12 protein-coding genes are annotated in these 12,745 nt (G+C 71.2%); 6 read left to right on the forward strand and 6 right to left on the reverse strand.

The window, feature by feature from the left end:
* Positions 1-17 precede the first annotated feature (17 nt).
* The 4 genes from ABZT04_RS39070 to ABZT04_RS39085 form a co-directional block, all read right to left on the reverse strand.
* Positions 18-1,415 carry a citrate:proton symporter gene (locus ABZT04_RS39070; protein ID WP_356063587.1) on the reverse strand — a complete coding sequence of 466 codons (1,398 nt, stop codon included), beginning with the start codon at positions 1,413-1,415 and terminating at the stop codon, positions 18-20.
* 122 nt (positions 1,416-1,537) lie between these two features.
* Positions 1,538-3,778 carry a molybdopterin oxidoreductase family protein gene (locus tag ABZT04_RS39075; RefSeq protein WP_356063590.1) on the reverse strand — a complete coding sequence of 747 codons (2,241 nt, stop codon included), beginning with the start codon at positions 3,776-3,778 and terminating at the stop codon, positions 1,538-1,540.
* Between the two features lie 126 nt (positions 3,779-3,904).
* Positions 3,905-4,522: a TetR/AcrR family transcriptional regulator gene (locus ABZT04_RS39080; RefSeq protein ID WP_356063592.1), complete on the reverse strand. Its 618-nt coding sequence runs from the start codon at positions 4,520-4,522 to the stop codon at positions 3,905-3,907.
* A 64-nt stretch (positions 4,523-4,586) separates the two neighbouring features.
* A complete protein-coding gene (locus ABZT04_RS39085) occupies positions 4,587-5,150 on the reverse strand; it encodes a hypothetical protein (RefSeq protein WP_356063595.1) in 564 nt (187 codons plus the stop codon).
* 159 nt (positions 5,151-5,309) lie between these two features.
* On the opposite strand from ABZT04_RS39085, the gene hmgA reads away from it, so the two are divergent.
* The 3 genes from hmgA to ABZT04_RS39100 are packed head-to-tail and all read left to right on the forward strand — an operon-like array spanning position 5,310 to position 8,579.
* Complete coding sequence (gene hmgA / locus ABZT04_RS39090) at positions 5,310-6,626, forward strand: homogentisate 1,2-dioxygenase (RefSeq protein WP_356063597.1); 1,317 nt, start codon at positions 5,310-5,312, stop codon at positions 6,624-6,626.
* Positions 6,627-6,653: 27 nt separating this feature from the next.
* Entirely contained in the window at positions 6,654-7,406 is a 753-nt protein-coding gene (locus ABZT04_RS39095; RefSeq protein ID WP_356063600.1) for a GntR family transcriptional regulator, read from the forward strand.
* Between the two features lie 12 nt (positions 7,407-7,418).
* Complete coding sequence (locus ABZT04_RS39100; RefSeq protein WP_356063604.1) at positions 7,419-8,579, forward strand: type ISP restriction/modification enzyme; 1,161 nt, start codon at positions 7,419-7,421, stop codon at positions 8,577-8,579.
* Here ABZT04_RS39100 and ABZT04_RS39105 read toward each other — a convergent pair.
* On the reverse strand, positions 8,561-9,292 hold the full coding sequence (locus tag ABZT04_RS39105) for a TetR/AcrR family transcriptional regulator (RefSeq protein ID WP_356063607.1): 732 nt from the start codon (positions 9,290-9,292) through the stop codon (positions 8,561-8,563). The two genes, ABZT04_RS39100 and ABZT04_RS39105, sit on opposite strands and share 19 nt — an antisense overlap.
* Positions 9,293-9,355: 63 nt before the next feature.
* Between ABZT04_RS39105 and ABZT04_RS39110 the strand changes: the two genes are divergently transcribed.
* Genes ABZT04_RS39110 through ABZT04_RS39120 form a run of 3 tightly spaced genes read left to right on the forward strand, consistent with a single transcriptional unit; the run spans position 9,356 to position 12,337 of the window.
* Positions 9,356-10,300 (forward strand): ATP-binding cassette domain-containing protein, encoded by a 945-nt coding sequence (locus tag ABZT04_RS39110; RefSeq protein ID WP_356063610.1) that lies wholly within the window; start codon positions 9,356-9,358, stop codon positions 10,298-10,300.
* A complete protein-coding gene (locus ABZT04_RS39115; RefSeq protein WP_356063612.1) occupies positions 10,297-11,079 on the forward strand; it encodes an ABC transporter permease in 783 nt (260 codons plus the stop codon). The genes ABZT04_RS39110 and ABZT04_RS39115 overlap by 4 nt, the downstream gene beginning before the upstream one ends.
* A gap of 49 nt (positions 11,080-11,128) precedes the next feature.
* Entirely contained in the window at positions 11,129-12,337 is a 1,209-nt protein-coding gene (locus ABZT04_RS39120; protein WP_356063614.1) for a CaiB/BaiF CoA-transferase family protein, read from the forward strand.
* 42 nt (positions 12,338-12,379) lie between these two features.
* Here ABZT04_RS39120 and ABZT04_RS39125 read toward each other — a convergent pair whose 3' ends face one another.
* Positions 12,380-12,646 carry a hypothetical protein gene (locus ABZT04_RS39125; protein WP_355906245.1) on the reverse strand — a complete coding sequence of 89 codons (267 nt, stop codon included), beginning with the start codon at positions 12,644-12,646 and terminating at the stop codon, positions 12,380-12,382.
* Positions 12,647-12,745 lie beyond the last annotated feature (99 nt).

The following is a 12,745-nucleotide window of genomic DNA, read 5'->3' on the forward strand; positions in this document are numbered from 1 at the left end:
GTCCCCTGTCCCGTGGGTCAGATGATGCCGAAGAGGATTCCTGCCCCGAGCACCACGAGTGATGTGAGGGCGGCCCACTTGACGACGAACCGTGTGTGGTCGCCGAACTCCACCTTCGCCATGCCGACCAGGACGTACACGGCGGGCACGAGCGGGCTCGACATGTGCAGGGGCTGGCCGACGAGGGAGGCGCGGGCGATCTCCAGGGACGAGACGCCGTGTGCCTGGCCGGCCTCGGCGAGCACCGGGAGGATGCCGAAGTAGAAGCCGTCGTTCGACATGAAGTACGTGAGCGGGATGCTGAGCACGCCGGTGACGAAGGCCATGTGCGGGCCCATGCCGTCGGGGATGTTGCCGACCAGCCAGGTGGCCATGTGGTCGACCATGCCGGTGCCCTGGAGGACGCCGGTGAAGACGGCGGCGGCGAAGACCATGCCGGAGACGTTGAGGACGTTCTCGGCGTGGGCGCCGAGACGGGCCTTCTGCTCTGCCATGTGCGGGAAGTTGACGGTGAGCGCCAATGCCGCGCCGAGCAGGAACAGGACCGGGATCGGCAGCCACTCCATGATCATGGCGGTGAGCAGGGTGACCGTGAGCAGCGCGTTGAACCAGTAGAGCTTGGGGCGCAGGGTCGGGCGGTGCGGGTCCAGGCCCTGGAAGCCCTCGTCCTCGTCGGGCAGTTCGGCGTCGGCGTCCGTGCCGGAGCCCGAACCGCCGGTCCTCCTGGTCTCCTTGCCCGTACCGGCCGCGCCCACGAGGACCGTGTCCGGCTCCTCCACGAGCACCTCGTCCAGCGTGAGCACGCCGAGCCGCTTGCGCTCGCGGCGGCCGAGGACATAGGCGAGGACGAGGACACCGAGCAGGCCCGCGGCGAGCGCCGGGATCATCGGGACGAAGATGTCGGTGGCGCTGAGCTTGAGGGCGGTGGCGGCGCGGGCGGTCGGGCCGCCCCACGGGAGCGTGTTCATCACGCCGTTGGCCATCGCGGCGACCCCGGTCATCACGACCAGGCTCATCTTCAGGCGTTTGTACAGCGGGTACATCGCCGAGACCGTGATCATGAAGGTGGTCGAGCCGTCGCCGTCGAGGGAGACGATCGCGGCGAGGACCGCCGTGCCGACGACGATGCGCAGGGGGTCGGCCTTGCAGAACCGGAGGATCCCCCGGACGATCGGGTCGAAGAGACCCACGTCGATCATCACACCGAAGTAGACGATCGCGAACATGAGCATCGCCGCGGTGGGCGCCAGGCTGGTGACGCCGTCGATGACGTAGTCGCCGAGCTTGGCGCCCTTTCCGACGAAGACGCAGAACAACGCCGGGATCAGGACGAGTGCCGCGATCGGCGACATCTTCTTCAGCATGATCAGGACCAGGAAGGTCGCGATCATGGTGAAGCCGAGGATGGTCAGCATGAGTGGAACACCTAACGTTCGCCTTTGAACTCCCACCAGGAACGGCAGTCCGATGACGTTAGGTCGCGCAAAGCCGCGTTAACAAGACGTTGACGTGCGAGCAATAAGCGCAAAACTCCAGGTCACAGCGGTGTGACGAGAGCGGCGACCTCCACGGGCACGCCGTTGAGCACCGCGTTGCCCGACAGCGGGTCGAGCAGACTGCCGTCGAGGAGCTGGTTCACGTTGACTCCCGGATCGGTGGCCGCGTGGCTGAGCCGGGTGCCGGGGCGGTCGTGTCCCCAGCCGTGCGGGAGGCTCACCACGCCCCGGCGCAGACCGTCCGTGATCTCGGCGGGGGCGGTCACCTCTCCCCCGGCGCCCTTCACCCGGACCGGCGCTCCGTCGACCACGCCGAGACGCTCGGCGTCCTCGGGGTGGATGTGCAGGGTGCAGCGGTTGGTGCCGCCGGTGAGGGCGGGCACGTTGTGCATCCAACTGTTGTTGGAGCGCAGATGGCGCCGGCCGACGAGCACCAGTCCGTCGGCGCGCTCGCTCATCGCCTGCCGGAGCCGGGGCAGGTCGTCTGCGATCGGCCGCGGCAGCAGTTCGATCTTCCCGCTGCGTGTCTTCAGCGGCTGCGGGATGCGGGAGGTGAGCGGGCCCAGGTCGATGCCGTGCGGGTGCGCGAGCAACTGTCCGAGGCTCAGCCCGTCGGGCCGTACGCCGAAGCCGTCGCCGTAGGGGCCCAGGCGCAGCATCATGTCGAGCCGTCGCTCGGGGCCGGTGTCGCCGGTGAGCAGGGCGGCGATCTCGTGCGGATCCCGGCCGTGGACCGGCGAGTTGGGGTCTTTGACGGCCTTGGCGAGGGTCTGGTCGATGACCATCGTGTCGACGGCGGCGGGGTCGGCGCCGTGCATGCCGGTCGCGGCGAGGATCAGCCGGGCCAGGATCTCGGTCTCCGCCATCCGGCCGGGCTCCAGCGGGATCGCCGGGCGGCTGTAGCGGACCTGGTTGCGGACCGCGAGGGTGTTGAACGCGAAGTCGTGGTGCGGGCTTTGGGACGGCGGGGGCGGCGGCAGCACCACGTCGGCGTGGCGCGCGGTCTCGTTGAGATAGGGGTCGACGCTCACCATGAAGTCGAGCGAGTCGAGGGCCTTGTCGAGCCGGGTGCCGTCCGGGGCGGAGAGCACGGGGTTGGCGGCGACGGCGATGAGTGTGCGGATCGGTTCGCCCTCGGCGGTCGCGGTGTCGATCTCCTCGGCGAGCGCGGAGAGCGGCAACTCACCCTTGGCTTCCGGGTATTGACTGACCCGGGAGTGCCACCGCCCGAGCGCGAAACCGCGGCCGGGTCCGGCGGGCCGGGGTGTCCGGTCGGTGGCGGCCTGCGGGAAGAGGGCGCCGCCCGGCCGGTCGAGGTTGCCGGTGAGGATGTTGAGGACGTCGACGAGCCAACTGGCCAGGGTGCCGTGCGGGACGGTGCAGCTGCCGATACGGCCGTACACGGCGGCAGTCGGGGCGGCGGCGAGTTCGCGGGCGAGGGCGCGGATCTCGGCGGCGTCCACGCCAGAGGCTTCCGCCACGGCTTCGGGCGTGAAGTCCCGCATGTGCTCCCGGAGTTCGTCGATCCCCTGCACATGCGCGGCCAACTCCCCCATGTCCACGAGGTGTTCGTCGAAGAGGACGTGGGTCATCGCCGCGAGCAACAGGGCGTCGCCGCCGGGGCGGACCGTGATGTGCCGGTCGGCGAGCTTGGCGGTGCGGGTGCGGCGCGGGTCGATCACGGTGAGGGTGCCGCCGCGGGCCTTGAGCGCCTTGAGCTTGCCCGGGAAGTCGGCTGCCGTGCACAGACTCCCGTTGGACTCAAGGGGGTTGGCGCCGATGAGCAGAAGGTGGTCGGTGTGGTCGAGGTCCGGCACGGGGATCGCGTTGGCGTCGCCGTAGAGCAGTCCGCAGGAGACGTGTTTGGGCATCTGGTCGACCGTGGACGCGGTGAAGACGCTGCGGGTACCGAGGGCACCGAGCAGGACCTGCGGGTAGAGGGCGCCGGCCATGGTGTGCACATTGGGGTTGCCGAGGACGACACCGACGGCGTGCGGCCCGTACCGCTCGACGACCGGCCGCAGCCCGGCGGCGACCGCGTCGAACGCCTCCTCCCAGGTGGCCTCGCGCAGCACACCGTCCCGCCGCACGAGCGGGCCGCGCAGCCGGTCGGGGTCCCCGTCGACGGCGCCGAAGGAGGCGCCCTTGGGACAGATGAACCCCCGGCTGAACACATCGTCGCGATCACCTCGGGCGCCGGTCACCCGGGTGCCCTCGATGGTGAGGGTCAGCCCGCAGGTGGCTTCGCACAGGGGGCAGATACGCAGGGCGGTGCGGGACACAGGGCCTCCTGGGGGCGGCGTTGCCTCTTCGGGGCGAGCATACCGAGCGGTATGGAGGGTGGCGAGGGGGTGCCGGGGGTGAGGTCGGAAAACCGCGGAGGGGCAGGAGTCCGGCCCGAGGTCAGGTCAGTCCAACACCCGCGCCAAATAAGCCCGCAACAACTCCCGCGTCTCCTCGATGACCTTCTCGTCGCCCTCCGGTGCGACCCGGAAGGCGAGGTGGACGAGGGCGTCGGCGGTTTCCACGGCGATCAGGAAGGTGCGGCGGAGGTCTTCGTCGGGTTCGCGGGCGAGGTAGCCGGAGAGGAGGTCGGTGAGGCGGTCGGCGACGCGGCGGTTGGGTTCCGCGTGGCCGGAGCCGACGGGGATCTGGTTGCCGAAGTCGACGAGGGAGAAGCCGGGCGCGGTGCGCTTCATGGCGAGGTACTCGTCCAGGACGGCGTCCATCGCCGCCCGCCAACCCTGCGCGCCGGTCTCCTTGAGCCGCCCGGTGACCCGCTCCGTGTAGCGCTCCAGGTTGCGCTGGGCGAGGGCGTCGGCCATCGCGCGCTTGTTGCCGAAGAAGCGGTAGACCGAGCCGATGGGGACACCGGCGCGCAGGGCCACGGCCCGGGTGCTCAGCGCGTCGTAGCCGACCTCGTCGAGGAGGTCGGCGCAGGCGTCGAGAATCCTGGTCAGCCGTTCGGCACTGCGCCGCTGCACGGGCGCTCGACGGAGCGATGTCGGGTGGGGCACGGGCTTCATGATGCCTTTCCGCCGCGGTCAGGAGAAGCTCGCTCCTCAGTACGGAACTGGGTGCCCCCAGCACTCATTTCGACCCCGGCGTCGACGCGGAACGAGGTGTCTTGCTGCCGTCGGGCGTGGCCTGTACCGCCGACGCCGTGATGTCCGCCGTACTCTCGACCGGTTTGCCGTGCACGGCCCACACGGTGCCGTCGTCGGCGTAGAGGCGCGCGGTGACGTGGTGGGTGCCGTGCTGGACGAGGTCGCCGGCGAGGCGGTACTCGGGGATGCGGAGCCGGGCGACGGTGCGGCCGTCCACCAGGAGGCGGGCCGTGCCCCGGCCCGCGACCGCGACCGGTTTCACAGCGGCGGGCGAGAAGCGGAAGTCATGGACGGTCAGCCGGACGTCCCAACTGTCGTCGGCCGCGTCGGGCTCCACCTCTATGCCGACCTCCGGCGCGCCTTTCGTGCCCACCTCGCGGTAGTGCCGGCCCTGCTCGTCGGTGTCGTCGAGGACCTTGCCCACCGGCGAAGGCGACACCCGGTCGCCCTTTTGCCCCTGGGCATCGCCGGAGCCGCAGCCCGCCGATCCGGCCAGCAGCAGGGCACAGACCGCGAGCGCGGTGAGAAGTGCGCGCGACCACGACATGCCGGGGAGACTAGAACACCGGTCTGACAGCCGGATCCCCCTTGAGGCTGGTTCTTCGCCACCTGAGGTCGGATTTTCCGGGGTCCCCCTCGCCCTCTTGCGCCCGCGAAACCGCAATCCTACGGTGTTGCATAGGAATCGAATCGCGAGGGAGCAGGCATGGGCGCGGACGCGCGGAAGACCGCCGAGGGACTGACCCACCTCACCGGTTTCGGCAACGAACACAGCTCGGAGGCGGTGCCGGGCGCCCTGCCCGAGGGCCGCAACGCCCCGCAGCGCGCACCGCTCGGTCTCTACGCCGAGCAGCTCAGCGGTACGGCGTTCACCGAGCCGAGGGCGCACAACCGCCGCTCGTGGCTGTACCGCATCCGCCCCTCGGCCGCGCACCCGGCGTTCACCCGCGCCGACAACGGCGCGATCCGTACGGCGCCCTTCACGGAGACGGTGCCCGACCCGAACCGGCTGCGCTGGAACCCGCTGCCCGAGCCCGAGCCCGGCACCGACTTCCTGGCCGGCCTGTGGACCCTGGGCGGCAACGGCGACGCGACCCAGCGCACCGGCATGGCCGTGCACCTCTACCACGCCGACTCCTCGATGGACCGTGTCTTCAGCGACGCGGACGGCGAGCTGCTGATCGTGCCGGAGCGCGGCGGGCTGCTGCTGCGCACGGAGTTCGGGCTTCTCCATGTGGAGCCGGGACATGTGGCGTTGATCCCTCGTGGGGTGCGCTTCCGTGTGGAGCTACTGGATGCTTCAGCCCGCGGATATATGTGCGAGAACTATGGGGCACCCTTCCAGCTCCCCGACCTCGGCCCGATCGGCGCCAACGGACTCGCCAACGCCCGGGACTTCCGGGCCCCGGTCGCCGCGTACGAGGACGTCGAGGGCCCGGTGGAGGTGGTGAACAAGTTCTGCGGCAACCTCTGGACCGCGACCTACGACCACTCACCCCTCGACGTCGTCGCCTGGCACGGCAACCATGTGCCGTACGCCTATGACCTGCGCCGGTTCAATGTGCTCGGCTCGATCTCCTACGACCATCCCGACCCGTCGATCTTCACCGTGCTGACGTCCCCGTCGGACACCCCGGGCCTGGCCGGCGTGGACTTCGTGGTCTTCGCGCCGCGCTGGCTGGTGGGCGAGGACACGTTCCGGCCGCCGTACTTCCACCGGAACGTGATGAGCGAGTACATGGGGCTCATCGAGGGCGCCTACGACGCGAAAGCGGAGGGATTCGTGCCCGGGGGCGGCTCGCTGCACAACATGATGTCGGCGCACGGCCCCGACCGCGAGACCTTCGACCGGGCCAGCGCCGCCGAGCTGCGCCCGCAGAAGGTCGACGACGGCCTGGCCTTCATGTTCGAGACCCGCTGGCCGGTGACGGCGACCGCCCAGGCGGCCCACGCCGATCACCTCCAGCGGGGCTACGACGAGGTCTGGCGGGGCCTCCAGCGCCACTTCCACCCCTTGCCCTGAAGATCCCCTACCGGTACGGATGACCCCGTGACCTCCTTCGCCCCGGACTCGATCGTCCTGAACCGCAAGCTGCCGCTCTGGTACCAGGTGTCGCAGTCGCTGCGCGCCTCGATACTCGGCCGCTCGCCCCGGGACCCGCTCCGGCTGCCGACGGAGGAACAACTCGCGGGGCACTACGGCGTCAGCGTGCTCACCATGCGGCAGGCGCTGAAGGAGCTGGAGGACGAGGGCCTGATCACCCGGCACCGCAGACGCGGCACGTTCATCGAACCGGATGTCCACCGGGCCACGCCGGTACGGCTGTTGGGCTCCGTGGACGCGATCGTGGCCCAGCAGTCCGGGATGACCACCGAACTCCTCGACCACGGCAAGGTGTCGGTGCCGCCCGAACTCGCCGAGCACTTCCCGGACTTGGCCGAGGTGGCGACGTACCACCGGCTGCGCGGCGAGGAGCGGACCGGCGAGCCGACGAACCACGCCCGCAACCACATCCGCCCCGAACTGGCCGCCCGCCTCGACCCGGACGACCTGATCCGCTGGCCGATGACCAAGGTGCTGCGGGACGTCGTCGGCGCGGACATCAGCCGCATCACGGACACCGTGGAGGCCCGCCTCGCCGACCCGGAGACCGCGCGCCTGCTCCAAGTGCCGCTCCTCAGCCCGATCCTGCACTACACGGGCATCACCTACGACACACAGGGCAGGGTGCTGGACGTGGCCGTCATCCACTACCGGGGCGACCGCTTCTCCTTCACCGTCACCCTCGACGCCGCGAACTGACGTCGTCGTACGATGCCCAGCGTGACGCACGACGACGCTCCGCTGCTCGCGGACCTCATGCCGTGGTCCGTCGCACCGATCCGGCTCGGCCGGGGGTGGCCGACGGCGCCCGACGCGGCAACCCTGAAAGCCCGCTGGGACGCCCTGGTGAAGGCCGAGGTCCCGGACCGGGAGACCCTGTTCGAGCCGTCCCGCTCCCGCACCCTGCACTCGGCGGTGCCCCAGCTCCCGGGCCAGCCCAGCGGCACGGAGAAGCTGATCCGGGCCACCGGCCCCTGCCCGGAGCCGATCCGGGTCCTGCACGCCCCCTTCGACGAGCAGTGGCTGATCCCCGACCACCGGCTGATCGACTCCGCCCGGCCGGAGCTGTGGCGGGTGGCGGACGAGCGGCAGAGCTTCGTGGTGGAGACGGCGGGCGCCCCCGGCCCGCTCCTCCTCGCGTCCTCGGTCCTCCCCCTGCTCCGCCCCGGCCGCGTCCGCCCCCTCTACCGCCGCCCCGGAGCCGAGGAACCCAACCTGGCGCCGGGCCTGTTGGCCCACCTGGCCACCCGCCTCGGCCACTCCCCCGCCCCGGTGGACGTCCTCGCCTGGACGCTGGCGACGGCACGCCCCGGGCTCGCCGTACCACTCACCGCGGACCCCGAACTCTGGGCACGAGGCGTCGAGTTGGGCCACCGCCTGCTCTGGCTGATGCGCCGCGACGGCAACCGCCCCAAACTCCCCGGCGGCCGACGCCCGTACGTCCGGGCCCCGTTGCCGTCCCTCCCCCTCACGCTGCACTACGACCGCGACGAGGAGACCCTGCACCTGGACGAGGGCCGCGTCTCCCCGGTACCGCCCGAGTCCTGGGACTTCGAGGTGGGTGGGGTCAGGGCGCTGGAGCAGTGGTTCACGTCCCGCACTGCGGAGGCCGCCGAGCCGGGCACGCTGGCCGCGATCCGCCCGACTACCTGGCAGCAGACGTGGACCTCGGAGCTGCTGGAGCTGATCACCGTCCTGGCGCTGCTGGCAGAACTGCGGCCCCAGCAGGAGGAGTTGGAGGTGACGGCCTCGATCACGGCGACGGAGTTGCGCAAGGCGGGCGTCCTCCCGGTTGCGGAGTGGACGCGCCACCCCGCCTCGGTCCTGGACCACCACGAGGAGGGCCCGGAGGGTCAGTTCGCGCTGCTCTGACCCCGCTCGGGGTCGAAGGCGTCGAGGACCTTCGCCAGCGCCATGTCGAACACGGCGTCCAGATCGATCGGCCCCGGATCCTCGGTGAACGCCGCGGCCATCCGCGGATAGGCCCCGCCGGCGATCTGGCTCCCCAGGTAGGCGATCCGCACCGCGTTCTCCTGCTCCTCGGACCAGGGCAGCGACCGCGAACGCTCGGCGGTGGCCAGCTCGTTCGCCACATACATGGTCACGACCCCGTTGAGCAGCCCAACGAGCTGCATCTTCGTTCCGTAGGTCGCCTCGACCGGATCGAGACAGGCCAGGCAGTGCTCCAGATAGCGCAGGGCGTTCGGGCTGAACCCGTACACCGGTGACATCAGCCGGGGCAGCCAGGGATGCCGGTGCATCAGCGTCCGCGTCTGGTGGGCGACCCGGATCATGTCCGCCCGCCAGTCCCCCGACGGCTCCCACTCCTCGTGCTCGCCGCTGACCGCGTCGACCATCAGCTCGTAGAGGTCCTCCTTGCGGGGGACGTAGTTGTAGAGCGACATAGTGCCGCACCCCAGCTCGGCCGCCACATGTCGCATGGACACGGCGTCCAGCCCGCCACCGTCGGCGATCCGCACGGCCGCCGCCGCGATGTCCGCGCGGCTGTACGCGGGCTTCGGCCCCCTCCCCGCGCGCTCGGGGCGCGCCCAGATCACTTCGGGTACGGCCGCTCGGTCCGCCATGGATCATCACCTCGATCACCATGCTAGTTACGTACACCGTACGTAGTGCGCTATGGTCGACCCATGACTACTACGTACGCTGTACTTAGTGAAGGTCTGGAGAAGCGCTTCGGCGCTGTGCACGCCGTGCGCGGGCTGGATCTGGCGGTGGCCCGTGGCACGGTCTGCGGGATCCTCGGGCCCAACGGCGCGGGCAAGACCACGGCCGTCCGCCTGCTCACCACCCTGCTGCGGCCCGACGCGGGCTCCGCGCGGATCGCGGGGCACGATCTCGTCCGGGAGGCTTCGGCCGTACGGCGCCGAATCGCCGTCACGGGTCAGTACGCGTCGGTCGACGGCGACCTCACCGGCCGGCAGAACCTGCGGCTGTTCGCGCGGCTGCACCGGGTGCGGGGCCCCGCCGAGCGGGCCGGCGAGCTGCTGGACCGCTTCGGTCTGACGGAGGCCGCCGACCGGCCCGCGTCGACGTACTCCGGCGGGATGCGCCGCCGCCTCGATCTGGCGGCGAGTCTCGTACGCCGCCCCGACGTGCTCTTCCTGGACGAACCGACCACCGGCCTCGACCCGGCCAGCCGCAACCGCATCTGGGACGCCCTGCGCGACCTGAAGAGGGAGGGCACGACCGTGCTGCTGACCACGCAGTACCTGGAGGAGGCCGACCAACTCGCCGACGACATAGCCCTGGTGGACCGGGGCCAGGTCGCGCACAGCGGGTCGCCGGCCCAACTCAAGGCGCTCATCGGCACATACGCCGAGGTCGTCGTCGCCCACGCCGACGCGCTGGCCCAGGCGGCCGGTGTGCTGGACCGACTGACCGGGGCCGAGCCGTCGTTCTACCACGAGCGGAACGCGGTCGGCGCGGTCACCGGCGACCCGACGCTCACCCTCCCCCGCCTGGTCCGCGAACTCGACGCGGCGGGCGTGCCGTTGCTCGACGCGAACATGCGACCACCGACCCTCGACGATGTGTTCCTCCGGCTGACCGACCACAAGGAGCGGGTGGCATGAGCGCGTTGGCGTACGACGGCACCGCGATGCTCGGCCGGCAGTTGCGGCGGGTGCGGAACAACCCGGCGCTGGTGATCCTCACCCAGACCATGCCGATCACGATGCTGCTGTTCTTCGGCTATGTCTTCGGCAGCGCGCTCGCGATGCCGGGCGACGCGTACCGCTCCTACCTCGTCCCGGGTCTGCTGGTCGCGACGGCCGCCAACGGCATCATGACGGGCATGTTCCAGGCCGCCCAGGACTCGCACCGGGGCGTGACGGACCGCCTGCGCACCCTGCCGATGAGCAGGGCCGCCGTACCGCTGGGGCAGGCGGCCGCCGATCTGGTCGTCACGGCGGCCGGGACCGTGCCGTTCCTGCTGGTCGGTCTGGCGGTGGGCTGGCGGATCGAGGGGTCCGCGGCCCAAGCCGTAGCCGCCGTGGGCCTGTTGCTGCTGTTCCGGTTCGCCTGCGCGTGGGTCGGCATCCTGCTCGGGCTCGCCTCCCGCAGCGAGGAGGCGGCCGGTCAGCTCGGCAGCGCGACCTTCATGCTGCCGCTGCTCTCCAACGCGTACATCCCGACCGACCGGCTGCCGGGCTGGCTGCGCACCCTGGCCGAGTGGAATCCCATCAGCGCGGTGACAACAGCCCTCCGGTACCTGTTCGGGAACTCCCCCGTGCCCGAGGGCGCCGCCTGGCCGGTGGCCCATCCCATCGCCGGGTCGGTGGTGTGGTGCACCGCGCTGATCGCCGTGTTCGCACCGCTCGCCGTACGCCGCTACGCGCGCGGCGAGGGGTGAACTCCCCGCACGACAAAGATGCCGGTGACAAAGGTGCCGGTCACGGGACATGATCCCCGGCATGGAACCCCTGCCGCTGCCCCTGGAGGGCATCACCGTCGTCGCCGTCGAACAGGCCGTCGCGGCCCCGTTCGCCACCCGACAACTCGCCGATCTGGGCGCCCGGGTGATCAAGGTCGAGCGGATCGACGGCGGTGACTTCGCACGCGGCTACGACACCGCGGCCGGCGGTCTCGCCTCGCACTTCGTGTGGTGCAACCGGGGCAAGGAGTCGATCGCGCTGGACCTGAAGGACCCGCGCGGGCTGGACGTCGTACGGCGGCTGGTCGCGGACGCGGACGTGTTCGTGCAGAACCTCGCACACGGGGCGGCGGCCCGGCTCGGGCTGGACGCGGCGACGCTGTGCGCGGCGCACCCCCGGCTGGTCGCCGTGGACATCTCCGGGTACGGGGCGTCGGGGCCGTACGCCGATAAGCGGGCCTACGACATGCTCGTGCAGTGCGAGGCCGGGCTGGTGTCGGTGACCGGGACGCCGGAGCTGCCGGTGAAGGCGGGGATCCCGGCGGCGGACATCGCGGCGGCCATGTACGCCTTCTCGGGCGCGCTCGCGGCGCTGGTGCGTCGGGGCACGACCGGGAGTGGCGGGCCGGTGGAGGTGTCGATGCTGGACGCGCTCGCGGAGTGGATGGGGCATCCGCTGCACCACGCGATGCACGGCGGAACTGCCCCGGCGCGCACGGGACTCGCGCACGCCGTCATCGCCCCGTACGACGCCTATCCCACGGCGGACGGTGGGCGGGTGCTGCTGTCGGTGCAGAACGACCGGGAGTGGCGGCGGCTCGCCGAACTGGTGCTGGAGCGGCCGGAGTTGGGGACCGACCCGGACTTCGCGACGAACGCGGCGCGGGTCGCGAGGCGGGAGCGCACGGACGCCCTCGTCGGCAAGGCGCTGGGTGGGCTGGGCGCCGACGAGGCCGTGCTGCGACTGGAGCGCGCGGGTGTGGCCTGCGCGCGCCTCAGGGACGTACAACAGGTGGCGGAGCACCCGCAGTTGGCGGCGCGGGAGCGGTGGCGGGAAGTGGGTTCACCGGTCGGGCCGCTGCGGGCACTGCTGCCGCCGATCACCTTGCCGGGCGGAGGCGAGGCACGGATGGGTGACGTGCCCGCGCTCGGGGAGCACACCGAGGCGCTGCTGCGTGCCGTGGGGATGGCGGACGCGGAGATCGCAGCACTGCGCCGGGACGGTGTGGCGGCCTGAGCACGGGCCCCCGGGAACTCCCCGGGGACGCCGAGCAGTTGCTCAGCGCCCGCCGAACAGCGAACGGCGCAGCCTGCGCAGGGGTGCGAAGAGCTTGACGCGGCTCACTCGCGTGCCTGTGGCGCTGCGTTCCTGCGTCCTGTCACGTGAGGTCAGCTCGCGCATCAGCAAGGTCGCCTCCGCCGTCTCGCGTTGCGGGACGACAGGGCCGCCCAGCACCGAGAGATGGCGGTCGAGACGCGAACTGGTCGCGCTGCTCCCGCACGTGATCGCAGGGACCCTTGCCCTGCTGCGCACTATCTGTTCCATGTCACTCCCCACCCGTACGAGTCCACCCGGCCCGGGCAGGTTAACCCTATCGCCCTCACCGAGCACTCGTGTATCGAGGTCTCAGGATTCACCTTCCCC

Source organism: Streptomyces sp. NPDC005492, from assembly GCF_040605995.1.
Classification (GTDB): Bacteria; Actinomycetota; Actinomycetes; order Streptomycetales; family Streptomycetaceae; genus Streptomyces.